We start from the raw sequence: 23,536 nt of genomic DNA, 5'->3' as shown, positions 1-23,536 counted from the left end.
CAATCTTTGCCTTGGCAAAAAGCCCGTGTTTACGTTATGAAAATAGGCGGGTAAGGTGAATTGAGGGAACGATGCGGGTTTTAATTGCAGATGATCATCCGATGTTTCGAAGTGGCATATGCGGGTTGATGGCGCAAGCGTTTGACGGGGTACAGTGTACGCAGGTTGGTGAGGGAACAGCCCTTATGAAGGCATTGGAACAGCCTTATGATCTTGCGGTTTTGGACCTGTTCGTGCCTAATTTTGATTACAAGAAACATCTTCCCCATATTCGACAATCCTATCCATTGCTTCCTTTGGTGATTGTGTCCATGCTGGATCGCAAAGACGATATTCAGCAGGTTATGGATATGGGCGTGAACGGGTTTGTGTCCAAAAGTTTGGAACCGGAAGAAATTCGCAGTCATATTTGTAATGTCTGGGCCGGGGAACGGGTTTTGGCGATGGGGGAGTTTCTGATTGATGCCGATACAGAGGAACGTAAAATCCTGTCGAATTTACCGCCACGCCAACGCGAAGTCCTTGATCTGTTGAGCCAAGGCATGAGCAATAAAGAAATTGCCCGCGTTCTGGATTTATCGCCTTTTACCGTGCGCAGTCATATTTCAGCCCTGATGCGGGCGTTAAATGTGAATTCGCGCACGGCGGCGGCGTCATGGGCGCATAAAATGGATCAAGATGCTAGTGCCTGATCTGGGCCAACTGGCTTTCAATTGCAGCGCGCAGGCGGGCTGGTTGAACCGGTTTGGGGATCAGTAAAAGACCACGTGTGCGAATTTCATCAATAATCTTTGGATCGGTTTCACCGGACAGGACGATAAAGGGAACACGATGGGGACTTTGTTGGTCAATTTGTGCCTGCACGTCAAAGGCGGTAACGCCGTTGCCCAATGAAAAGTCGCTCAAAACCAGATCGGGGGCGTCGGAAGGTTTAATTTCATAAAGCGATTGCGCATAACTGACACGGGCCCCCCAATGGGCAAGCAAGGTTTCGCAGGCGCGTAGGCTGTCCGGGTCGTCATCAACGATGAGGATATGTAAACCGTTTAATGAATTATTTGATGTGATTTCAGGAGGTGCTGCCGGTTTCGCGGTTCCCACCTTAAGACCGGAAATGGTGAAGGTCGAACCTGTTGATGAACTGTGGAGATCAAGATTCAAATGCAAAGGGGCGCATAGTTTTTTAGCGATAGCAAGCCCCAGCCCGATACTGTCTTGTGTCTGGGCATTGTCTGTGATGGTGGTCGCACGTTTAAATTCTTCAAAAATCTGGTCGCGTTCTTTTGATGCAATTCCGCTGCCTTGGTCTTTGACATGCAGGTCCAAGGTGTTGGTGGTATGTGTAACTTCCAGCGTGACAGTGCCTTTGCCGCCATATTTCAAGGCATTGGACAGCAGGTTTTGTACAATTCGGCGCAAGAGAACCGAATCGCTTTCAATCCAGTAAGGGGGGCATTTGATTTCAATGGTTGCCCCGCAAATATCAGCCAATGGCTTGAATTCTTCGGCAATGTTATTGAGAAAGGCCGGGAGATTGATCGTTTGGGTCTGAACTGTGAAATTTCCGGTTTCCAACAGGCTGACATCCAGCAAAGAGGTGAACATATTGCTGAGATTGCGAATAGATTGACGTAAATGATCAACGGTTTTTTGCGCAGCCTCAGGTAACGTACTGCCAGACAGGGTTTCCAGGTGCAAGCCCATTGCATGAACCGGTTGGCGCAAATCGTGACTGGCAGAGGCAAGCAGCCGGGTTTTTTCCCGATTGGCCAAACGGGCTTGCGTATTGGCATTTTGAAGCTGGGCAATCAGATCAAGGTTTTCGTTTTTGATAGCGACATATTCCATGAAAGAGGCCAAAACATCCTTGGCCAGCAATAACATCATAAGCAAAAAAACCATGACGAGAATGGCTAATAAAATAAAGTCACCGCCCAATAGAACAAGCTTGATAGATAACAGGCCCAGATAGGGAATGCCGTAACAAATAAAGGTCCAGCGAAACAGACCAAGGGATTTGACAGACGCCGCCGTTGAACCGGCTGCAATGGCCATTTGCATGGCAAAAGAAGCCGGGTCTTCTGTTGCAAGCGAAAGATACAGCATCATCCCCCAACTGCTACCGACCAGACAGACCAGTACATTGAGAAAGCTGATCCACCGGTCTTGCAGTTTTGTGTCTTCCGGCAGATCTTTTGCCCATATTTTCATGTAAAGTAAAAGCCCCGGCGTGAGGGCAAGTTCCAGAATGGCCCACGTGATAATCAAGCCAAATGGAAGGGCTGAGGATTTTGTTGCCAGATACAACAAAACGGCAAACGAGCTGATGTGCCCGATCACAATGGTTTTGGGGGCTTTGGCAAATAGTCGGATTTGTTCAGTCTGCACAGATGTCATTTTGTCAATCTACAGTGTTGGCGTTGGCTACGTATATCCCCGGATGGTAAAATGCACTTTTATTGTGTAGTAATTAAGAGGTGTATGCTACATGTGTAGCAATTGAGTTAGGGGTAAGAACTCATTAATTTAGCCAAGGTTTTGAAGAAAGAGCAAGTTTTTGCTCTCAGGGGAATGTAGGTCTAACAAAATGTCTCGATTTGACTTAAAGTATATGTGTCGTGCGACAATTGTTGCGGGCATATCTGCGGGTTGTGTCACGGTGGCAAACGCCGAAGATCCAAATGCGCAAAAAACGTATCAGAAAGTCGCTCAATCCGTTCAAATGGCGGCCAGTGACAATGTTCAAGGGGCTGCTGTTAATCTGGGGCAAGCTGCGATTGAATATTTTTTACCGGCAATCGGTGAAGATTTGCCTGAATGGGCCCAACGTATCGAATTTGAGGCTGAAATACAGGATGACGGCAAACCTTATTGGTCTTTGTTGACTGTGCAGCCCCTTTACGAAAGTGAAGGCAAGGAACAAACCGTTTTCACTCAACTCAGCCAAAACCGGTATGAATATCTGGGGACGGACCGCGATGTAACAAACATCGGTTTGGGGTATCGTCAGTTATTAAACGACAATACAATTATGCTGGGGGCGAACACCTTCTTTGATTGGGAATGGAAACGCCGCCATAAACGTTTTGGTATGGGAGTTGAGGCAAAATGGTCCGGTCTGGATTTTGCCAGCAATGCCTATTGGGGAATCGGCGGGGCAAGCGGACGTGGCCTGAGTGGTGATACCCGCGAAGAAGTGCTGGATGGCTACGATGTTGAGCTTGGTCTGCAAATCCCTTATATGCCGTGGGCACGGGTCTATGGAAAACGGTATTTCTGGGATTCGGTTCTCAATAGCGAAGATATCAAGGGCTGGACAGCCAGTATGGAAGCCGACGTTTACCAAAATCTGACGGTTGAAGCGGGTTGGCGCGATGATAATTTCAGCGACGATGAAGTCTTTATGAAGCTGAGCTTCAATTTTGGTCCCGGTGGGGGGCAGCCCAATCGGCCTGTGGCCCTCAGTTCATCCTTTATTGCCGATCAGGCATGGGATATGCGCGATATGAGCGAACATAATCTGGATAAAGTGCGCCGCGAAAATCGTATTATTGTTGAACGTCGTTCCAGCGGCGTTGTGATTAGTCGCAGCAACTAAGCCGGATCGGAGAGAAAAATGTTAAAATTTACAAACATATTTTTTGTTTTGTCTGTGTTGTTCTTTGCAGCATCGGTCAATGCAAGCCCAATCACAGGGACAAATTCGGGTCAGGCAACACGTTATGATGTGACGATTACCAAGGTTGAACTGTGCCAAAGTGCAACATGTACCGCGCCATTCGTTTTGGGAAGTTCATCCAAAGTTTTTGATATCGCCTCTGCCAGCGCTGGGGAAGAGGTCGGTAAATTTATTGACCTGCAAGGGATCCCGCTTTTTCAAACCTGGTCCCATGTCCGGGTAACAATGTCCACGTCCTTTGTGATCAGTGGGGATGACGGGACGTGTAAAACAAACGGTGGCAGCGGCGCGCGTGGTGCGTTTTTAGCCGGTGCGGCCTCTGGTGGGGCGGTGTTGCCAGCAACCATGCAGCTTCCCAATCAGGCAACGGTTCAAGCGGTGCCCGGGTTGGCTGGATTTAACTATTCGACTTACGGTATTACGCAAACAGATGGGGCCAGCCAGTTTACAATGACCATCGCACTTGCATCGCCTTACACCTGCAAAGGTGAGCTCCCGCGTATTGATGTGAAGTTCGATACCTCCCAGGCTTTTGGACATGGTGGTGGTGCCTGTACAGTCACTTTCCCACAACCACCAACCGTTACGATTACGGCACAAGATCCTTGAAGTCGGTTATGTAAATCGGCAAACCCACAAAAAATACCCTCGCTTGATCAGAGCGAGGGTATTTTTTTGGATATATCCCGATGATGAAAACGCTGTGGGATATGTCCGAAATCAAGGGCAGCCGTCTTTCAGCGTTCAAGACGAAAGCCGCGTATATAGAGAAAATAGATTAGCTGGCCATTTCAGCGCGGACCTGTTCACGAAGTTCGTCGATACAGACGCGACTTCCCGCTTTTTCCATATGCCAGAAGGTCCAGCCGTTGCAGGCTTGTGCATTTTGGACACGGGCACCTACCTGATGGATGGATCCCCGGAAATTGGCGGCACTGAGTGTTCCATCGGCACGGACCTTGGCTTGGTAGCGTCCCTTGATATCGGTCAGTGTTGTGCCCGGTTCCAAAAGACCGCGTTCCAGCAGTGTCCCAAACGGAATGCGCGGGGCTTGACGTTTGGCCGGTGTGGTCAACAGGGATGTGTCAACCGTGCCTTTGATTGCCTTGATACGTTTTTCAGCAACCTTGATATAATCGGTTTCACGTTCCAGACCGATGAAGTTGCGCCCGAGTTTTTTGGCAACGGCACCCGTTGTGCCTGTTCCAAAGAAGGGATCAAGAACGACATCACCGGGTTTACTGGACGCCATAATCACGCGATAGAGCAGGCTTTCCGGTTTTTGGGTTGGATGTGCTTTTTGTCCGGCATCGTCTTTCAGGCGCTCCCCCCCGTTGCAGATGGGTAGCAGCCAGTCTGATCGCATTTGCACATCGTCGTTAAAGGCTTTCATGGCCTCGTAATTGAAGTTGTATTTGGCTTTTTCTGATTTGGAACACCAGATCATTGTTTCGTGCGCATTGGTAAAACGACGGCCCCGAAAATTGGGCATCGGGTTTGTCTTGCGCCAGATAACATCGTTGAGCATCCAATAGCCCAAATCCTGCAAGGTAACACCCACACGGAAAATGTTGTGATAAGATCCAATCACCCAAATCGTACCGTCGTCTTTTAAAATACGACGTGCGGCTTTCAACCAGGCTTTGGAAAAATCATCATAAGCCTTAAAGCTGTCGAACTGGTCCCAGTGATCATCGCAGGCGTCGACTTTGGTGTTGTTGGGGCGATGCAGGTCACCACCGAGTTGCAGGTTATAGGGCGGATCCGCAAAAATCAGATCAACAGATTTTTCCGGAAGGCTGTTCATCATTTCAATACAATCACCTTGCAAGATTTGATTCAGCGGTAAAGTTTGTAGCGTTTTCATGAGAAAGAATCTACGGCGAATCGGGTAAAAAAAGTCTTAACGCTTACAAAGTTTTTTATTGATAACTTATTGATTATAAATAAAAATTTACCTTTTGTTAACGAATTGGTTAAGGCATGAAAAAGCCCGCAGAAACACAAGGTTTCACGGGCTTTGGAATAGTTTGCTTAGAAGGTCTAGGTCTTATTTGGCGACAATCGGGCTGAGGCCATATTTTTTGGCAGAAGCAGCCAGTCGTCCATCTTTCTTAACGATTTGAAGGAACTCATTGACCTTTGCCAGCCAATCGGGTTCCCCCTTGGGGACGGCATAAGCATATGGTGTGGGGGCCAACGTTTTTTTCGGTTCCATCAAATGCGCCCAAGTGGTGAGGGATGCCATACGCCGACCATAGGGAAAATCGGTCATAAAGACATCGGCACGCCCGGCTTCAACTTCTTGTTCACGGGCTTTGAAGCTGTCTACGACAGAAAGCTCTGCCTTTTTCAGATACTCACGCATGACCGGTTCCATATAGGTTCCTTTTTGAACCACAACGATATGATCTTTTTGGTCGATATCTTCCCAACGTTTAATCGTTGGGTTGGATTTCATAGAGATCGCATAAATTCCGCTGATCAAGTGTGGTTCGGAGAAATCCATAAAAGGTTTGCGATCATCGCGTACACCGACACCATGCATGGAAATATCGCATGCATCATTGGTCATATTTTCTTTAATTTTGCCAAAAGAGCTATCGATAAACTTAAGGTTTACCTCTAGATATTTTGCAAATTCATGCGCCATATCAATATCGATGCCTTCCAATTGCCCCGTTCTGGGATTGCGATAGGAAATGGCAAAGTATCCTGGCCAAATACAAACGCGAAGTTCATTGTTTTTTTGAATTGTTTCAAGCCGACTTTCGGCATTAGAATTAGTTGGCAGTGCAAAAAGTGTAAATAAAATTACACTAACAATCATACGTAACATTTTCGTAATTCCCCATCGAAATTAGCTGATTATTATTAATTCAGGGTTTAATATGAAGCAAGTTGTAACTTTTATGATTACTGATATCGTAGTTTTCTTTTAGATATTGGTTTATAAAATAAATACAAGAATATGTTTTCGTGAAAGATCGGTCACTTGGCGTCAAAGAAGTATCGTATATTTAAAAGACATCGTCCGCCTTTTATGCGCTATACGGTTATTTCGTTTGGTGTTTTGGGGCTGGTGGCCTCTATGCTTTGGATCAGTTTTCAGGCTGCGATTGCAGAACGAGATAACCTGAGTAAGCTTTATGCACGCATGATCGAAAGCAGTATCACGCGCATGGTTGAGGCTGTTGAAAATAGCCTGTTCGGAATTTTGCAGGATTTGGAACTTGAAGAAGGTGATATTGATCTCGCCATTTATGAACGGCGTATTGGCAATCTGATTCGATTTGCGCCTCATATCCGTCAGGTTATTCTTTTACGTGGCGATGATGTTCTGTTTAACAGCAATATGCGCAGTCGTACAAAAATTGACCTTGAGCGCTTACGTTTTTCTGATGAGCCGTTTAATGTGTTGTCTTTGGGTATACAAATTGGCGATACAATTGATGGGCGCTTTTTACCGGAAATGGGTGATGTCGCATCGAAGTCTTCGCCGCGCAGGCTAATACCATTACTCTTAAGTCTGAACAATACTTCTCCAGAGGCGGCCTATCGGGTCCTGGTGGGGATGAATGCTCATTATATGGATCGTTTGTTTAATACAACCGACCTTGGCTATCGTGATAGTTATGCCCTTCTTCGTGCGGATGGTACTGTTCTCTTATCGAAAGGACGCGAAAGTACGAGCTTGAATGCCATTCAAAAAGCGATTTCGAGCTTTAAAGAAGGGCGGGATGAAAGCCATCTAAGAGAACAAGAAGGTTGGTTGGTGAAAAGTAAAACGACAATCCGTTTTTCCAGCAAATATCCCTTGGGTATTGTTGTCAGTGTTGATCATGGCGCAACATTTAGCAATTGGTTGGAAGAGAATAAAATTCTAATTTTGTCGCTTTTACTTGCCACGTTTGGGATTTTGGTCATTGCGTTCTGGCTTTATTTAGATTTGCAGCGTTCGAAAATTTTACGCAAAGAAATACGCCTGTTGTCTTCGGCTGTACAACAATCACCGGTATCTTTTTTAATTACGGATAAGCAGGGTGTAATTCATTATGCCAACCCTGCGTTTGAGAGAATTTACGGGTATTCAAGAGAAGAATATATCGGTCAGCGTCCCTCGATTATTAAAAGTGGAATGGCACCGGAAGGGGTTTATCAAAATTTATGGGCGAGTATAAATCGAGGAGAGACATGGCAAGGAGAATTTATCAATAGAACCAAGGATGGACAGTTGATCCCAACATCAACCGCCATTTCCCCCGTTGTTGATGATGACGGTAGTTTTGATTATCTGGTGGGGGCGCTTATGGATATTTCCGAGCAAAAGGAATTACAGGAAAGGGCATTAGCGGCGTCTCATGAAGCACGGTTAGCGAGTGAGGCAAAATCGCATTTTCTGGCAACGATGAGCCACGAGTTACGTACCCCCATGACCGGGATCAAGGGGATTATTGAGCTTCTGAAATCAAATCAATGCAATCCACAACAAGTTGCGGACCTTCTGGATGATCTGGGCAGTTCTTCTAATGCATTGATGATGTTATTGAATGATATTCTTGATTTATCAAAAATTGAAGCAGGGAAATTACAAATTGAAATTTTGCCTTGTAACTCTAGCGCCATTATTGAAAATGTGTTGCATTTGTTTAAGGAGACAGCGCAGGCTAAAGGGGTTGAGCTAACGTCAAATGCGCAAGACTATAGTGATATTTGGGTAAAGTCGGATGGTTTACGTTTACGCCAAATTGTGTCGAATTTAGTGAGTAATGCGGTAAAATTTACGGAAACGGGACATGTGCGGGTTAACATGCGTGTCACCCCATTGGTGCCGGGTAAAGTATCCCTAAATATTGCGGTGGAAGATACTGGTATCGGTATGACGCCAGAACAGGTGGATAGTGCCTTTGAGCCTTTTACACAGGCTGATGCATCGACAACGCGTAAGTATGGTGGTACGGGGCTTGGGCTGACAATTACTAAACAATTGTGCCAACTTTTAGGTGGGCGTCTAAAAATTAATAGTGAATTGAATTCTGGATCAACTTTTTCAGTAGATATACCCGTTGATCAGGTACATGCCCCAAATAACAATCCATCTCGTAAAATGGATATTGGTTCGTTACAGATGTTGTTGGCAGAAGACAATGTGGTTAATCAAAAGGTTGTTTCAGCGCTTTTACGTCAAAAAGGACATATGGTTGATATCGTTTCTAATGGTCAAGAAGCCGTAGATATTGCGCAGAAAAAGAAGTTTGATATTATTCTTATGGATATGCAAATGCCAGTGATGGATGGTGTTGAGGCCATTTTACATATTCGAAAGGATCAAAACCTTAATTGCAATACCGTGATTTTTGCATTTACGGCGGATGCTTTTCCAGAACATCGTGGTAAATATTTGGAAGCGGGCGCAAATGATGTGGTGACCAAGCCGCTGAACTGGTCTCAATTGTACACAAAATTGACGGAAACATTTCAGGTGCGCAAATAAAAAACGGCGCTGTTTTTAGCGCCGTTTTTTTACATCACAAGTGCGATAAACTATTTTACGCCAGTCGGGATTGGGCCAAGGATCATAATCATCTGACGGCCTTCCATTTTCGGCTGATGTTCAACTTTTGCAATTTCTGTCGTATCCGCTTTTACGCGGTTGAGAACTTCCATCCCCAATTCCTGGTGAGCCATTTCACGACCACGGTAACGTAAGGTAATTTTTACCTTATCACCGTTATCAAGGAATTTGACGACATTGCGCATCTTGACTTCATAGTCGTGTTGATCAATGCCAGGACGCATTTTGATCTCTTTGACCTGAACGACCTTCTGCTTTTTCTTGGCTTCAGCTTTTCGTTTCTGAGCTTCATATTTGTATTTACCTGAATCCAGGATTTTACAAACAGGCGGCTCGGCGTTGGGCGACACTTCGATCAGGTCGATGCCTGCTTTCTGCGCGCGTTTCAGTGCCTCATCAATTGAGACAACGCCAACCATTTCACCATTCTCATCTACGAGCCGAACTTGCGGAGCGCGGATTTCTTTATTGACGCGAGGACCATCTTGGGCCGGTTGCGCCTTCATCGGACGACGAGCTATTGAAATTCTCCTATATCTTGCTACGCCAAAAAAACGAAGAAGGGACGCCCTATTTACCTGTTGGGCGGGCCGCTTCGCTCACTAGTTTATCTACCGCTTCGTCAAGTGCAAGAATTTCTTGCGTTTTTCCACCCAAACGACGCATGGCAACGCTACGATTTTCGACTTCTTTGCCACCGACGACCAGAATAACTGGTACTTTTGCATGGGAATGTTCGCGGATTTTATAGTTAATACTTTCATTGCGGAAGTCCGTTTCACAAGACAAACCGTACTGTTTGAGCATGTTGCACACTTCTTGTGCATAGTCGTTATGGTCACTTGTGATTGAAGCAACGACAACTTGTTGCGGGGCCAACCATAATGGGAAGCGGCCTGCGAAGTTTTCGATCAAAATACCGATGAAACGCTCAAAAGAACCGAGAATCGCACGGTGCAACATGACCGGGCGGTGTTTTTGTCCGTCTTCACCGATGTAGTCGGCATCCAGTCGTTCCGGCAAAACGAAATCAACCTGCAGGGTACCACACTGCCAATCCCGGCCAATGGCATCGCGCAGAACGAATTCCAGTTTGGGACCGTAGAACGCGCCTTCACCCGGATTCAATGTCCATTCCAGACCTGCTGCTTCGGTTGCTTCTTTCAAGGCGCCTTCGGCCTTGTCCCACGTTTCGTCGGAACCGGCACGTACGTCCGGGCGATCAGAGAATTTAACTTTGACTTCTTCAAAGCCGAAATCTTTATAAACGGATTTAAGAAGATCACAGAAAATCTTGGTTTCAGAAATAATCTGATCCGGGCTACAGAAAATATGCGCGTCATCCTGTGTAAAGGAACGCACACGCATCAAGCCATGCAAGGCACCGGATGGCTCGTTACGGAAACAGGAACCGAATTCAGCCATGCGCAACGGCAGGTCACGGTAGGATTTCAGACCTTGGTTAAAGATCTGGACGTGACAGGGACAGTTCATCGGTTTGATGGCGAGAACTTTATCTTCAGACCCGGTGATGAACATATTTTCGCGGAATTTTTCCCAGTGCCCGGAATCTTCCCACAATTTACGATCCACCATTTGTGGTGTATTGACTTCTACATAACCTGCGTTTTCCAGACGATCACGCATGTATCCCTGAACGGTGCGATAAATTTTCCAGCCGTGGGGATGCCAAAAGACGGAACCAACTGCCTCTTCCTGAAAATGGAAGAGGCTCATTTCCTTGCCGAGCTTACGGTGATCGCGTTTTTCGGCTTCTTCCAGCATATGCAAGTATTGGCGCAGGGCTTTTTTATCTGTCCATGCTGTCCCGTAGATACGTTGCAGCATCTCGTTCTTGGAATCACCGCGCCAATAGGCTCCGGCAACTTTCATCAGTTTAAACGCCTTGCCCAGTTTGCCGGTTGACGGCAGGTGGGGGCCACGACAGACATCGAACCAGTCGCCTTGGCGATAGACAGTGACATCTTCGCCTTCGGGGATACTTTCGATAATCTCGGCTTTATAATGCTCGCCCATTTCTTTGAACTTGGCGATCAGTTCGTTGCGATCCCAGACTTCGCGTTCAATAGGGAGATCGCGATCCACGATTTCTTCCATACGCTTTTCGATCTTTTCCAGATCTTCTGGGCTGAACGGTTTTTCGGTTGCAAAGTCGTAGTAATAACCGTTTTCAATGGCCGGGCCGATGGTGACCTGAACATTGTCAAACAGTTCCTGGACGGCCTGTGCCATAACGTGAGCGGCATCGTGGCGCAAAAGCTCAAGCGCATCTTCATCCTTGGCCGTGACAATGGACATCTCGCAATCATCGGTGATCGTCAAAGACAGGTCTTTCATCTCGCCATTGATGCGTATAGCCAAGGCAGCCTTGGCCAAGCCAGCACCAATGTCGGCAGCCACTTGGGCGCCGGTGACAGAACCGTCGAATTCACGTTTAGAGCCATCGGGCAAAGTAATCGCGACCATTGATCTCGCACTCACTCTTTAAAATAATAAATTAACATCAAGAGGGGCAAATTAGCGAGATTGTGCGGTGTGTCAAGGTAAACCGTACCTTGCGGATAATAAGCTAATGCCCTGCACCTTATTCGCATAGAAGAAAGGGCAGGGCATTTTTATCTAGCTGAGCAACAACTTGTCGTCGTCGATTTCTTCGCCGCGTACTTTTTCAAACATATGCAGCAGGTCTTCGACTTTCATATTTTTGCGTTGATCGCCTTCCACATCCAGAACGACGCGCCCTTCATGTAACATGACGGTCCGTTGGCCGTGATCGAGCGCTTGTCGCATGGAATGGGTGACCATCATGGTGGTCAGTTGCCCTTCGTTGACCAGTTTTTCGGTCAGTTCAAGAACGAAAGCGGCGGTTTTGGGGTCAAGTGCGGCGGTATGTTCATCCAGCAAAAGGATTTTCATAGGGTTTAATGTTGCCATAACCAGACTGACGGCTTGGCGTTGTCCACCGGACAGCAGGCCCATTTTGTCTTCAAGGCGATTTTCAAGGCCAAGACCAAGGACGGAGATTTTTTCGCGGAATAATTCGCGACGTTCCGTTGTGACCGCGTGGGAAAAACCACGTTTTTGACCGCGCCCGGAAGCCAAAGCGAGATTTTCTTCGATGGTCAGGCTTTCACATGTTCCGGCCATCGGGTCTTGGAAAACGCGCGCAACCAGACCGGAACGTCGTGCTGTTGACCAGTTGGTAACATCTTGTTCATCGATTTTAACCGAGCCTGCGTCCGCTTTAATCTCACCAGCCAACACATTCAGGAAAGTGGATTTACCGGCCCCGTTTGATCCGATCACGGTGACAAACTGGCTTTCGGGGATTTGCAGGTTCATGCCACGCAGGGCTTTGTTTTCAATGGCGGTACCCGGATTGAAGACGACTTGGATGTCTTTTGCTTCGATCATTGGCCGGCTCCTTTCACGGATTTACGTTTTGCCCATTTTTGTCGTGCACCAGGTAATGTCATGGCGAGAACCACGAGAACGGCGGTGACGAGTTTCAGATCTTGAGCTTGCAAACCGATAAAATCGGCGTTCAAGGCTACGGCAACAACAACGCGATACAGGATTGACCCGATGACGCAGCCGATTGTCGCCAAAATAATGGTGCGGGTCGAAAAGGTTGCTTCGCCTAAAATTACGGCAGCCAGACCAACAACAATGACGCCAACGCCCATTGTGATATCGGCCCCGCCTTGAATTTGTGCAAACAAGGCACCCGCCAATGCGACCATTGCGTTACTCAGCGCGATACCAACCAGTTTCATTTTACCGGTGTTAATACCTTGTGCAGCGGCCATGCGTCCGTTGACACCCGTGGCCCGCATACCAAGGCCGGTTTCTGAAGACAGGAATAAATTTAACAAAACCAGTAAGACAGCAATAATGACGAGCAAAACAATAGGGGTAACCCAATAATAAGGCAGGTCGATCAGTTTTTCGAATGGGGTAAAGACGGTTTCTTCCCCCAGCAAGGCTTGGTTGGGTTTGCCCATAATGCGCAAATTAACGGAATAAAGTGCGATCATGGTCAGGATACTGGCAAGAAGATGCAAAATGCCGAGTTTTACGTTCAACCATGCGGTGACCAGCCCGGCCAATGCCCCGGCAATGATCGCCCCAAGAAGGGACAGAAACGGGTTTACACCCGCAACGATCAGGGTTGCACTTGTGGCAGCACCCATAGGCAGACTGCCGTCAACGGTCAGATCGGGAAAATCAAGAACGCGAAAACTAATAAAGACCCCAAGCGCGACAATACCGAACAGGAGGCCGGTTTCTATTGCACCGAGAAAGGCGATTAAACTCATACCAGAACCTTACATCTACATAGTATGATCCGCCGCCCTCAAGGATGAAGGCAGCGGATCAATCAGAACAGATCGTGAAATCAAGAAAGATTATTCAACGACTTTTTCGGCCTTTTTAACCATTTGTTCGTCCAAAGTCAGCCCCATTTGTTTGGCTGTCCCCAGATTGACGTGCAAATTGGTTTTATCTACGCCTTGAACGTCGATGTCACCGGCTTTTTTACCTTTTAAGACATCCAGAACGATTTGGCCTGTTTGACGGCCAATGTCGTAATAGTCAAAGCCCAGGGCCGCTGCCGCGCCACGTTCAACCGAACCTGTATCGCCAGCAAAGACCGGGATTTGGGCGTCGATACCGACTTTAACGACGGATTCAAAGGCGCTGACAATGGTGTTGTCCGTTGTGACATAGATGGCATCTACTTTACCGACAAGACTGCGAACCGCCATCAAAACATCCCCACTGGATGGGGCGGAGGCAGTGACGACTTTAATGCCTTTGCTTTCTGCGATTTTTTTGAAGTTCTCAACCAGAACGACAGCGTTGGTTTCACCTGGGTTGTAAGGAACACCAATGGTTTTGGCGTTCGGCAGGGCATCTGTGATGAGTTGCAGGTGTTTTTCCAGCGGCAACATATCGCTGACCCCGGTGACTGAACCACCGGATGCTTTCCACGATTTAACCAGCTTGGCGGCAACCGGGTCGGTTACGGCAGAAAAGACAACCGGAATGTGACCACGTGCAGAAGCCACGGCAGCTTGTGCCGACGGTGTTGCGATGGCAACGATCACATCGGGGTTTTCACCGACGAATTTCTTGGCGATTTGACCTGCAATGCCGACATCGCCTTGTGCACTTTGAAATTCCCAGTTCAGGTTCTCACCCACTTTGTAGCCATTTTCACCCAAAACGTCTTTTACGCCTTTACGAACAGCATCCAAGGCGGGGTGTTCGACGATTGCGGTGATTTTAACTGTTTTGCTGTCAGCTTGGGCTACAGCGGGGAAAAGTGCGCTGACACCGATGTAAGCGGCTGTTGCAAACACGCCGAGAATTTTTTTGTTGAACATAGCAGTCCCTGCTTTTCAGTTTGAAACGAAATGGATGGCTAGGGTAGACCCCTAGTGTTCTGACCAAAAAGGCCAGAGTTGATACTAAGTTAATTTAATCATGCCACATTACAATTTTTATTTTCTTTATTGGACAAGAATATAGAGTTTGAGCGGACTTTGAGGGCAATTGCTGCGTGTTTGCGCATGAAAACTTGACTGGTTAGTCGAAGTTCTGGCGAATCCAGTAATTTTATATCTCTGTAAAAAAAATATTTTGAGATTTCATCTGCAAGAAAAGAAAGATTGGCAAAATAATTAAATTATATTTCTTTAATATAAATTGTGCATCTGCGAAGCTGCAATGCAAGAAAACTCAACTGTTTCAGGGGATTTTTTCTTTTTTTTAAATTTTTATATTTTGATTTAAACCGGTAAGACCAGCAGGATTCTGCGAAAAAATAAAGAAATCGGTATTTTGATACTGGATTATTAGATTGAATAGGTATATGGCAAAGGGGCAGATTTAATGACCCAATTTCATATTGGGCGGGGAGAAAAAAATGTCTGAACATATTTATGAGCGGATCAAAAAAGATCCGCGATTTAGTGACTTGCAAAAACGTCGGGGACGTTTTGCACTTATTTTGTCTATCATTATTTTGACTGTTTATTACGGTTTTATCATGGTTGTTGCTTTCGCTCCTGAAAAGCTGGCAACACCATTGGCTGAAGGTATGACGACAAGCGTTGGCATACCTATCGGTGCAGCGATTATCATTTTTGCATGGTTAAGCACAGGTATTTATGTGCGTCGTGCCAACAGCGAGTTTGACACCCTCAACAAACAGATTGTGGAGGATGCAAGCAAATGAGTTTGAACCGTATTTTGACCGTTTCCGGTCTTTTTGCCCTTATGTTGTTTGCTGGCGACCCTGTATGGGCTGCCGGTGCAATTGAAGGGGAAGTTACGAAACAGCCGGTTAACCTGTCTGCGATTTCCATGTTTGTAATCTTTGTTTGCATCACTTTGGGGATTACATATTGGGCCGCGCGCCGCACAAAATCAGCAAAAGATTTCTATACTGCTGGTGGCGGGATCACAGGCTTCCAGAACGGTCTTGCGATTGCCGGGGACTATATGTCTGCGGCAACTTTGCTGGGTTTATCCGGTCTGGTATTTGCCAAAGGCTATGACGGTTTTGTTTATTCCATCGGCTTTTTGGTCGGTTGGCCGATCATCCTGTTTATGATGGCAGAACGTTTGCGTAACCTTGGCAAATTTACGTTTGCTGATATCTGTTCTTTCCGTTTACAGCAAACACCGATCCGTTCTTTGGCGGCTTCCGGTGCGCTGTCGGTTGTTGTGCTCTATCTTATCGCGCAGATGGTGGGTGCGGGTAAACTGATCCAATTGCTGTTCGGTCTGGACTATGCTTATGCCGTTGTCCTTGTTGGGATCATGATGATGGTCTACGTGACGTTTGGCGGTATGATCGCAACCACATGGGTACAGATTATCAAAGCCTGCCTGCTGTTGTTTGGTGGTACGTTCATGGTTATTATGGCCATGTCCCAGTTTGGTTTCAATTTCGAAGCCCTTGCAACCAAGGCAACGGAAGTTCACAGGTCCGGTATTTCCTTGATGGCACCGGGCGGCTTGTTGGCTGATCCTGTTTCCGCAATTTCACTGGGTCTGGCCCTGATGTTCGGGACAGCCGGTTTGCCGCATATTCTGATGCGTTTCTTCACGGTAACAGACGCGAAAGAAGCCCGCAAATCAGTGTTCTACGCAACCGGGTTTATCGGCTATTTCTTCATGGTTGTTTGTACGATGGGTCTGTGTGCGATTGTTATCGTTGGCACGGACAAAAGCTTCTATGACGCTGCTGGGAAATTGATCGGTGGCGGCAATATGGCGGCGATGCATCTTGCACAAGCCGTTGGCGGTGACTTGTTCTTCGGCTTTATTTCAGCCGTTGCCTTCGCGACGATCCTTGCGGTTGTGTCTGGTCTGGCTTTGGCGGGTGCGTCTGCGATTTCACATGATCTGTACGCCTCTGTCTTCAAAAAAGGCAAAGCAACAGAACAACAGGAAATTCGTGTTTCTCGTATCGCAACCATCTGCCTTGGTCTATTGGCTATCGTTTTGGGGATTGCCTTTGAGAAACAGAACATCGCCTTCATGGTTGGTTTGGCCTTCGGTATTGCTGGTTCTGCCAACTTCCCGGTTCTGATCCTGTCCATGTATTGGAAAGGTTTGACCACACGCGGCGCTTTCATCGGTGGCTTTATTGGTCTGTTGACGGCTTTGACACTGGTGATCCTATCCCCGACTATCTGGGTCAGCATCTTCGGTTTTGAAGAAGCGATTTTCCCGTACAAACACCCGGCTTTGTTCTCTATGACAACAGCGTTCCTTGCGATCTATGTTTTCTCAAAACTGGATAACTCTGAACAAGCTCGTAAAGAAGCAGAACTGTTCGACTCACAATCTGTTCGTTCGCAAACAGGTGTGGGTGCGGAAGGTGCTTCTGCCCACTAAAATGAGCACAATAGTTCGAAAGGTATGCGAGCCATGCCTTTCGAGCTCTAGACTTGTCAAACTTGAAGTCCTGAAAGGGGAGGGAAATTTCGGCCCTTCCTTTTCGGGATTTTTCTTGTGAAAGTGATCCCGTGATGACTGAGTTTTTTAATTTTGATTTCCCGCCTTTCAATCTATTGACACCGTCCGAACGTGATAAGTTTAGTGAGGCGCTGGATATTGGTTACTTTCAGGAAGGTGAGGTCCTGATTGAACCGAACAAGGAAATCCAGTCCCTATTCATTTTAATAAAAGGGATTGTTCATGAAACACAGGATGGGGAAACCCTGAATGTGCATGGTGAACATGATGTATTTGGCGCACGTTGGTTGATTGAAGGAAAGCGTTCCAGTACCTTTACGGTAGTGGAAGAGGCCTTGATCTATTTGCTACCGGCAGCCTTGTTTGAAGATATTTTGAAACAGAATGAAGATTTTCATGGTTTCTTTTTTAAATCTATTCGTGACAAAGTAAATATGACCCCGGCGCGGGCTTCCAGCTATACGGCCAGCCCCTTGTTGGCAACGCCTGTACAAAAAGTGGTTCAACATCCTTTATCTATTGCGGCCAGTGCACCGATGTCGGATGCGGCCCGTTTGATGCGTGATCATGCGACGACATCTATTTTGGTGACGGATCGCCAAAACGAGGTATGCGGTTTGATTACATCCTCAAAACTGCGTGACAGTGCCTTGATTGACGGGATCCCGGCGCAAACCCCGGTCGGGGATGTGTGCCTGATTGATTTAATCGGGGTGAACCAACAAGACCCCATGAGCCATGCCATGATTACGATGGTGAAACACAAGATCAACCGGGTCGTTGTGCGTGATGGGGATCGCATTATCGGTGTGCTGGAACTGACCGATTTGCTCAGTTTCTTGTCCAACCATTCCTATTTGCTGTTTTTGCAGGTGGAGCGCGCGCAAAACCTTTCAGAATTAAAAGATGTGGTGACAGGCATCAACGATCTTGTCGGCTTGCTGCATGACAGTGGAACCAGCATTGCCATCATCACGCGACTGGTGTCTGAGGTGAACCAGCGTGTTTTTACCAAATTAACTCAATTAATTGCGCCCAAAGGGATAATAGAAAATACGTGCTTGATTATTATGGGCAGTGAAGGACGGCGCGAACAGGTTTTGCGTACAGATCAAGATAATGCGCTGATCATTCGTGATGGATATGATGTCGAAGCCGTGCGTGCCTTTGGTCGGGAGTTTTCCGATGTGCTGGACAGTTTTGGTTTTCCGCCTTGTCCTGGTCATATGATGGTGTCCAACCCGGACTGGTGTATGAGCCTGAGTGAGTATAAGCGTAAAATCTTTCAATGGGTCAATCAGCCGGATGAAAACAGCATGATTGGCTTGTCGGCTTTTGTCGATGCGGTATCTGCCTGTGGGGATAAGAATTTATTACGCGAGGCCAAAGAATATTTTCATCAGGTGCTTAGCGATCATGATGGGTTTTATGCCATGTTTGCCGCCCCGATTGTGTCGTTTGATACACCATTGGGTATGTTTCACCGTTTGAAAGTCGAAAAGGGCGAGCATGAAGGCGAGATGGATTTGAAAAAAGGTGGAATTTTCACCATCGTTCACGGTGCGCGTGTTTTGGCGATCAAGCATAAAATCCATACCACCAACACCTTGCGTCGCATTTCGGCCTTAGCAGAAGTTGGTGTCCTTGATAAGCGGTTTGGTGAAGATTTAATTGATGCCTTTGAGTTTTTGCGGGGATTAAAATTAAAAGCCTCGTTCAACGCGGATGGGGAATTTAAGGGGGCAACCAATTTTGTGCGGATCAAGAGTTTACACAAGTTGGAAAAAGACCTTCTCAAAGATTCCTTGCAGTTGGTGAAAGAATTTAAAAACGTGGTCACGCATCATTTCAATCTGGGACATTTTTAATCATGTGGCAGAGGTTAAAACGGGCATGGATGAAAAAGCGGTTGCAAGACCCGTCTTATGGTTTCCTTTTTGAAGAAGAACCGGAAAACGAATATGTCTGCTTTGATTTGGAAACCACAAATTTGGACCCGCGTATGGCACAGATTTTGTCAATCGGGGCGGTGCGTATCCGCGATCATCGCGTGCTGAGTAGCCAAAAATTGTATCTGGAAGTTCGCGCCGAAGGTCATTTTGATGAAGAAGCGATCAAGGTGCACCGTATCCGTAAAACAGATGCAATAAAAGGGCACTGCGTACAGGATGCGGTCAAGCAACTGGTCGAATTTATCGGTTCTCGCCCGGTTGTTGGCTATTATCTGGAATTTGATGTTGCGGTGGTCAATCGATATTTGAAGGATATGATCGGCATTGGCCTTCCTAATCGCCAAATTGAAGTGTCCGCCCAATATTATGATTGGCAGACACGCGGGGATATCGACCGCTATGTTGATTTGAGTTTCGAAAATATTCGAAAAACACTCGATCTACCCGCATTACCCGCACATAATGCGGTCCATGATGCCTTAATGACAGCCCTGTGTTTCGTGAAGCTCAAACACCAGACCATGTCGGCCTGGCGCAGAGGTCATGAAAAACAGTTGAATTGAGGTATCGCCTAATTTTTAAGCGCGGCGATAAAATCATGGCTGGAACTCGAAATACTTTCGCTTAACCCCTTGATGGATTGCACTTGTATACTGGCATTTTGTGCCAAGTTCAGCAAGTCTGCCGATGCGTTGCCCATTCCTGCGATATCCTGCCCGATATGTGCAAAGGTGCCTTGGGCGTCTTGCAGATTTTGGCGAATGGTTTGGGTGGCTTGATGTTGTTGATCCACAACGTTGCTCAGGTTTCCGGTACAGTTTTCCAGCATATCCATAGACTGACGAACAGTTTGCATACAATTGATGCTGGAATCCGCAATTGTGCGAATTTCACTGAGTTGGGTGGAGATGTCCTGTGATGATTTTTCTGATTGTTGAGCCAGTGACTTAATTTCACCGGCGACAATGGCAAAACCTTTACCTGCAATACCAGCCCGTGCGGCTTCAATCGATGCGTTTAGGCCGAGCATACGTACTTGGGATGATATTTCGGAAACGTTATGAGCAATGCTTTCAATTTGTGCGCTGAGTGTACCTAATTGGTGTAATTCCTGTAAGGTCGCGAAGACGTTTTTTGCCAATTCTTCCACCGTTGAATTGACAGTTGTACTGGACTCCAATGTTTGGCCTTCAATATGAACCAGTTCTTCCATTGCCTGTTGCAAGGTTTCCATATTACCGGCAATGGAATTGCTGCCGCGTGTGACTTGGTCGCTTTGGTGGTTGGTTAAGTTGGCTTGTTGTTGAACACCACTGGCTACATTTTCCAGTTCACGGGAACCTTCTGCCAGTTTTTGGATAGATGTTTGTACGTTGGACTGAAATTGTTCGATCAGTTGTTCCTGATGATCAAGGTGGGTTGCCCGTTCATAAAGACGTGCCAGTTGTGAGCTGACATATTGCATGATTTCCAAGGCTGTTGGGTCAAGCAGTCCGGTTTGACGGCTGTAAAATTCAGCAACGGCGACACATTTTTGATTAACCAGAATGGGAAAACCGAAAAAACCACGCACGCCGTTACGTGCTGCCGCCTCGGCTCTGAGAAACTGTGTCAGGACGGTAACGTCTTCGATGGCTTTGGCTTCTTTTTCCTGTGCGATCAGGCCGATCAGGCCTTTGCCCGTTTCAAAGATGCTTTCTTCGCTGATGGTGACGAATTCATCAATGGCGTTTTTGTCAAACCCGTTTTCTAAATACCAAATGCCGTTGGAAATATAAGTATCCGGTTTTTCTGTTGTGTTGATGTAAAGATGGGCAATGGGCCATTGGGTGTAGGTACAGACTTCGGCAAAGATTTGCTGGGTTGCTGTTTTAAAATCGTCATGGCGATCAACAATCGTAGATACACGATTTAGAAAGCCCAAAGCTTCGGTTAAGCCTGTGTTCTGGCTTTGAGTTTTATTTTTGGGCTGAAAGTCTACAATTTTGGCCAACATGGGAAACTCCTCAATGAATGGGTGAGGACCCACCGTGTGAGCGGTCTGGCGATCGGGCCTTTGTTTTTTACGAAGCATTTTCCATGCCATTTTGAAAAGCTATAAAAAGCAACGAATTAGAGATGTTTCATTCTATATTTGCCTAAAAAATGGGCGTATGCCGCCTAATATTGTGCAGCGCAATATGAACAGTTAGGGCAAAAGTACCGAAAAACCTCATTCTTTAGTTCCGGCATGGCTTTTGCAAGTTGATGCTCAATAAGTTTAATTTTTTTTGAAAGTGCTCAGCCGTGGATGCTGAACTTAAAATATTAGTCATTGACGAAAATGAAACGCGTGCTGCCATTCTGCTTGACGGTTTACGCACCAGTGGTTTGACGTGTGTGGAATGGTTGAAAGATACACACGGCTTGTCTGAGCGTATTTTTATGCTTGATCCCGATGTGATTTTAATTGATCTGGAAGACCCAAACCGTGATGTACTGGAACAGATGTTTCAGGTCAGCCGGGAAGTGCGCCGCCCGATTGCAATGTTTGTCGATAGTTCGGACAGTCAGTCTATATCTCAAGCAATTGATGCCGGGGTCAGCGCCTATATTGTTGACGGTTTAAAAAGTGAACGGGTGCGCTCTATTGTTGAAATGACGGTGAGCCGGTTTAACGCATTTTCTAAACTTCATAAAGAATTGGCAGAGGCCAAAAACGCCCTTCAGGATCGTAAGGTTTTGGAACGGGCCAAAGGAATACTTATGACACAGCGCGGCATTGGGGAGGCCGAAGCCTATGCGTTGTTGCGTAAGACAGCTATGAACAAAGGTCAGAAAATCAGTGATATCGCCAGCAGTATTGTGACCGCATCAGAGATCTTGGGGTAGTTATGAAATCAAAACTGCAAAATGTGAATATCGGATTTGTCCCGCTTGTGGATTGCGCGGTCTTGGCGGTTGCCCGTGAAAAGGGGATTGCACAGGCACACGGTCTGGACTTGTCTTTGTCAAAAGAAGTTTCCTGGGCCAATATTCGCGATAAGGTGTTTTTAGGATATCTGGATGGGGCCCATATGTTGGCCCCGATGGCCTTGGCGGGGAATTTGTCCTTGATGCCCAACAGTTGCGATATCGTTGCGCCCTTTGTTTTGGGGCGCAATGGTAATGCGATTACGGTGTCACATGATTTATATGATGCCATGAGTGCGCATAGACAGGGGTTGCTGGAAAGCTGGGACTTATCTGTGACCGGAGCTGCGTTGAAGGCGGTGATTGAGGCACGCAAAGACGCGGGGCAACCGATCCTGCGCTTTGGTATGGTGTTCCCGTTTTCCTGTCATAACTATCATTTACGTTATTGGTTGGCGGCCTGTGGGATTGACCCGGATGTTGATGTTCATTTGCAGGTTGTCCCCCCGCCGTTTATGGATCAATACCTTGAACAAGGGCGCCTTGATGGTTTTTGTGTGGGGGAACCGTGGAATTCTTTGGCGGTTGCACAGGATATTGGCGTGATTATCGCCTCGACATCGCAAATTTGGCCGCAGAGCCCCGAAAAACTATTGGGAGTTCGTAAAAACTGGTGTGAGGCTAACCCAGAAGCCTTAAAAGCTTTGCTGTGCGCAATGAAGGAAGCGGCTGATTGGGCCGGGAGTGTGGAAAACTTCGATGAATTGGCGCATATTTTATCAGACCATCAATATTTGGATGTCCCGAAAGAGATTATCCTTAAAGCATTAAGCGGCGATTTGTCCCTTAAGAAGGGGGAGCCGTCGCGCCAGGTTGATGGTTTTATGTCTTTACATGGGGATAGCTGTCCCCATTTAAGCGCGGCCTTTTGGTTGACGCGACAAATGGAACGCTGGGGGCAAATTCAGCCGGACATGATTGTGGAAACCGCCCTGAAAGATGCCTTCTCAACACAAACTTATCTGGATTGTATTGGTGGGGAATTTTCCGACACCAATGAAGCGGCCCTTTTTGACATTGCATAAAAAATAAACAAACATAAATAATGATTAAAAATTATGCATAATATTTTTGAGCTGCTCTAATATTTTGCATTGCACAAGGTTAGAAAGAAGCCACACTGAATAAAATACTGCACTGCACAATATCTAATTATCTGATTTTATTTAGTTTTGTTGTGGGTAAGTAAAAGTTGGCACGAACCTTGTAAGGTAAAAAGCAGATGTCCGGCAAAGACGCCGGATCCTATATCGTCCTTTAGGACAATCAGCAACGCCGCTGACAATCGCATCCCCCATCGTCCTCCCCGGGTGCGCTTTGTTAGCGGCGTTTTTGTTTTTTCAGATCGGTTCTGGCGATCCG

The 23,536-nt window shown here is 46.7% G+C and carries 19 protein-coding genes; 10 read left to right on the top strand and 9 right to left on the bottom strand.

All coding sequences use genetic code 11. The annotated features are described in order from the left end of the window. Positions 1–71: 71 nt before the first annotated feature. The gene (locus ACI0FF_RS17435) at positions 72–692 is read left to right on the top strand and encodes a LuxR C-terminal-related transcriptional regulator (protein ID WP_419798020.1); all 621 of its coding nucleotides are present in this window, start codon (positions 72–74) and stop codon (positions 690–692) included. On the opposite strand, the gene ACI0FF_RS17430 is transcribed toward ACI0FF_RS17435, so the two are convergent. Continuing rightward, positions 682–2,397 (bottom strand): hybrid sensor histidine kinase/response regulator, encoded by a 1,716-nt coding sequence (locus ACI0FF_RS17430; RefSeq protein ID WP_419798019.1) that lies wholly within the window; start codon positions 2,395–2,397, stop codon positions 682–684. The genes ACI0FF_RS17435 and ACI0FF_RS17430 overlap by 11 nt on opposite strands. Positions 2,398–2,587: 190 nt before the next feature. Here ACI0FF_RS17430 and ACI0FF_RS17425 point away from each other — a divergent pair, with 190 nt between their 5' ends. Together ACI0FF_RS17425 and ACI0FF_RS17420 are read left to right on the top strand one after the other, a co-directional pair. Beyond that, positions 2,588–3,598, top strand: a complete 1,011-nt coding sequence (locus ACI0FF_RS17425; RefSeq protein WP_419798018.1) for an inverse autotransporter beta domain-containing protein — start codon at positions 2,588–2,590, stop codon at positions 3,596–3,598. A gap of 18 nt (positions 3,599–3,616) precedes the next feature. Then, positions 3,617–4,288 (top strand): hypothetical protein, encoded by a 672-nt coding sequence (locus tag ACI0FF_RS17420; RefSeq protein ID WP_417832284.1) that lies wholly within the window; start codon positions 3,617–3,619, stop codon positions 4,286–4,288. A gap of 169 nt (positions 4,289–4,457) precedes the next feature. Here the strand turns inward: ACI0FF_RS17420 and ACI0FF_RS17415 are convergent, their stop codons facing one another. Together ACI0FF_RS17415 and ACI0FF_RS17410 are read right to left on the bottom strand one after the other, a co-directional pair. After that, on the bottom strand, positions 4,458–5,546 hold the full coding sequence (locus ACI0FF_RS17415) for a site-specific DNA-methyltransferase (protein ID WP_419798017.1): 1,089 nt from the start codon (positions 5,544–5,546) through the stop codon (positions 4,458–4,460). 183 nt (positions 5,547–5,729) lie between these two features. After that, positions 5,730–6,518, bottom strand: coding sequence for a substrate-binding periplasmic protein (locus ACI0FF_RS17410; protein ID WP_419798016.1), 789 nt, complete (start codon positions 6,516–6,518; stop codon positions 5,730–5,732). Between the two features lie 387 nt (positions 6,519–6,905). On the opposite strand from ACI0FF_RS17410, the gene ACI0FF_RS17405 reads away from it, so the two are divergent. Then, a complete protein-coding gene (locus tag ACI0FF_RS17405; RefSeq protein ID WP_419798015.1) occupies positions 6,906–9,173 on the top strand; it encodes a PAS domain-containing hybrid sensor histidine kinase/response regulator in 2,268 nt (755 codons plus the stop codon). Positions 9,174–9,223: 50 nt separating this feature from the next. Here the strand turns inward: ACI0FF_RS17405 and infC are convergent, their stop codons facing one another. The 5 genes from infC to ACI0FF_RS17380 form a co-directional block, all read right to left on the bottom strand. After that, positions 9,224–9,760 (bottom strand): translation initiation factor IF-3, encoded by a 537-nt coding sequence (gene infC, locus ACI0FF_RS17400; protein WP_419798014.1) that lies wholly within the window; start codon positions 9,758–9,760, stop codon positions 9,224–9,226. Between the two features lie 64 nt (positions 9,761–9,824). After that, positions 9,825–11,741 carry a threonine--tRNA ligase gene (gene thrS, locus ACI0FF_RS17395; RefSeq protein ID WP_419798013.1) on the bottom strand — a complete coding sequence of 639 codons (1,917 nt, stop codon included), beginning with the start codon at positions 11,739–11,741 and terminating at the stop codon, positions 9,825–9,827. A gap of 153 nt (positions 11,742–11,894) precedes the next feature. Continuing rightward, a complete protein-coding gene (locus ACI0FF_RS17390; protein WP_419798012.1) occupies positions 11,895–12,689 on the bottom strand; it encodes an ABC transporter ATP-binding protein in 795 nt (264 codons plus the stop codon). Beyond that, on the bottom strand, positions 12,686–13,594 hold the full coding sequence (locus ACI0FF_RS17385) for an ABC transporter permease (protein WP_419798011.1): 909 nt from the start codon (positions 13,592–13,594) through the stop codon (positions 12,686–12,688). Before ACI0FF_RS17385 ends, ACI0FF_RS17390 begins: the two co-directional genes overlap by 4 nt. Before the next feature lie 90 nt (positions 13,595–13,684). Continuing rightward, on the bottom strand, positions 13,685–14,665 hold the full coding sequence (locus ACI0FF_RS17380; protein ID WP_419798010.1) for an ABC transporter substrate-binding protein: 981 nt from the start codon (positions 14,663–14,665) through the stop codon (positions 13,685–13,687). Between the two features lie 542 nt (positions 14,666–15,207). Between ACI0FF_RS17380 and ACI0FF_RS17375 the strand changes: the two genes are divergently transcribed. The 4 genes from ACI0FF_RS17375 (at position 15,208) to ACI0FF_RS17360 (ending at position 19,785) form a co-directional block, all read left to right on the top strand. After that, positions 15,208–15,519 carry a DUF485 domain-containing protein gene (locus tag ACI0FF_RS17375; protein WP_419798009.1) on the top strand — a complete coding sequence of 104 codons (312 nt, stop codon included), beginning with the start codon at positions 15,208–15,210 and terminating at the stop codon, positions 15,517–15,519. Next, positions 15,516–17,189, top strand: coding sequence for a cation acetate symporter (locus ACI0FF_RS17370; RefSeq protein ID WP_419798008.1), 1,674 nt, complete (start codon positions 15,516–15,518; stop codon positions 17,187–17,189). The genes ACI0FF_RS17375 and ACI0FF_RS17370 overlap by 4 nt, the downstream gene beginning before the upstream one ends. 134 nt (positions 17,190–17,323) lie before the next feature. Next, a complete protein-coding gene (locus ACI0FF_RS17365; RefSeq protein WP_419798007.1) occupies positions 17,324–19,138 on the top strand; it encodes a putative nucleotidyltransferase substrate binding domain-containing protein in 1,815 nt (604 codons plus the stop codon). 2 nt (positions 19,139–19,140) lie between these two features. Further along, on the top strand, positions 19,141–19,785 hold the full coding sequence (locus ACI0FF_RS17360; protein ID WP_419798006.1) for a 3'-5' exonuclease: 645 nt from the start codon (positions 19,141–19,143) through the stop codon (positions 19,783–19,785). 8 nt (positions 19,786–19,793) lie between these two features. Here ACI0FF_RS17360 and ACI0FF_RS17355 read toward each other — a convergent pair whose 3' ends face one another. Continuing rightward, positions 19,794–21,218: a methyl-accepting chemotaxis protein gene (locus ACI0FF_RS17355; RefSeq protein WP_419798005.1), complete on the bottom strand. Its 1,425-nt coding sequence runs from the start codon at positions 21,216–21,218 to the stop codon at positions 19,794–19,796. Between the two features lie 290 nt (positions 21,219–21,508). Here ACI0FF_RS17355 and ACI0FF_RS17350 point away from each other — a divergent pair, with 290 nt between their 5' ends. Further along, complete coding sequence (locus ACI0FF_RS17350; RefSeq protein WP_419798004.1) at positions 21,509–22,093, top strand: ANTAR domain-containing response regulator; 585 nt, start codon at positions 21,509–21,511, stop codon at positions 22,091–22,093. 2 nt (positions 22,094–22,095) lie between these two features. Continuing rightward, positions 22,096–23,199, top strand: coding sequence for a CmpA/NrtA family ABC transporter substrate-binding protein (locus tag ACI0FF_RS17345; protein ID WP_419798003.1), 1,104 nt, complete (start codon positions 22,096–22,098; stop codon positions 23,197–23,199). The last annotated feature ends 337 nt before the right edge of the window (positions 23,200–23,536 follow it).

The organism is Terasakiella sp. 4MB5A (genome assembly GCF_050058155.1).
GTDB lineage: Bacteria > Pseudomonadota > Alphaproteobacteria > Rhodospirillales > Terasakiellaceae > Terasakiella > Terasakiella halodenitrificans.
The sequence above is the reverse complement of the archived record's forward strand: the minus strand, read 5'-3'. Positions and strand labels throughout refer to the sequence as shown.

What these genes read in the sequence shown, in the direction of transcription:
- ACI0FF_RS17435 (WP_419798020.1), top strand. Translation starts at nt 72, where the DNA reads ATGCGGGTTTTAATTGCAGATGATCATCCGATGTTTCGAAGTGGCATA.
- ACI0FF_RS17430 (WP_419798019.1), bottom strand. Translation starts at nt 2,397, where the DNA reads ATGACATCTGTGCAGACTGAACAAATCCGACTATTTGCCAAAGCCCCC.
- ACI0FF_RS17425 (WP_419798018.1), top strand. Translation starts at nt 2,588, where the DNA reads ATGTCTCGATTTGACTTAAAGTATATGTGTCGTGCGACAATTGTTGCG.
- ACI0FF_RS17420 (WP_417832284.1), top strand. Translation starts at nt 3,617, where the DNA reads ATGTTAAAATTTACAAACATATTTTTTGTTTTGTCTGTGTTGTTCTTT.
- ACI0FF_RS17415 (WP_419798017.1), bottom strand. Translation starts at nt 5,546, where the DNA reads ATGAAAACGCTACAAACTTTACCGCTGAATCAAATCTTGCAAGGTGAT.
- ACI0FF_RS17410 (WP_419798016.1), bottom strand. Translation starts at nt 6,518, where the DNA reads ATGTTACGTATGATTGTTAGTGTAATTTTATTTACACTTTTTGCACTG.
- infC (WP_419798014.1), bottom strand. Translation starts at nt 9,760, where the DNA reads ATGAAGGCGCAACCGGCCCAAGATGGTCCTCGCGTCAATAAAGAAATC.
- thrS (WP_419798013.1), bottom strand. Translation starts at nt 11,741, where the DNA reads ATGGTCGCGATTACTTTGCCCGATGGCTCTAAACGTGAATTCGACGGT.
- ACI0FF_RS17390 (WP_419798012.1), bottom strand. Translation starts at nt 12,689, where the DNA reads ATGATCGAAGCAAAAGACATCCAAGTCGTCTTCAATCCGGGTACCGCC.
- ACI0FF_RS17385 (WP_419798011.1), bottom strand. Translation starts at nt 13,594, where the DNA reads ATGAGTTTAATCGCCTTTCTCGGTGCAATAGAAACCGGCCTCCTGTTC.
- ACI0FF_RS17380 (WP_419798010.1), bottom strand. Translation starts at nt 14,665, where the DNA reads ATGTTCAACAAAAAAATTCTCGGCGTGTTTGCAACAGCCGCTTACATC.
- ACI0FF_RS17375 (WP_419798009.1), top strand. Translation starts at nt 15,208, where the DNA reads ATGTCTGAACATATTTATGAGCGGATCAAAAAAGATCCGCGATTTAGT.
- ACI0FF_RS17370 (WP_419798008.1), top strand. Translation starts at nt 15,516, where the DNA reads ATGAGTTTGAACCGTATTTTGACCGTTTCCGGTCTTTTTGCCCTTATG.
- ACI0FF_RS17365 (WP_419798007.1), top strand. Translation starts at nt 17,324, where the DNA reads ATGACTGAGTTTTTTAATTTTGATTTCCCGCCTTTCAATCTATTGACA.
- ACI0FF_RS17360 (WP_419798006.1), top strand. Translation starts at nt 19,141, where the DNA reads ATGTGGCAGAGGTTAAAACGGGCATGGATGAAAAAGCGGTTGCAAGAC.
- ACI0FF_RS17355 (WP_419798005.1), bottom strand. Translation starts at nt 21,218, where the DNA reads ATGTTGGCCAAAATTGTAGACTTTCAGCCCAAAAATAAAACTCAAAGC.
- ACI0FF_RS17345 (WP_419798003.1), top strand. Translation starts at nt 22,096, where the DNA reads ATGAAATCAAAACTGCAAAATGTGAATATCGGATTTGTCCCGCTTGTG.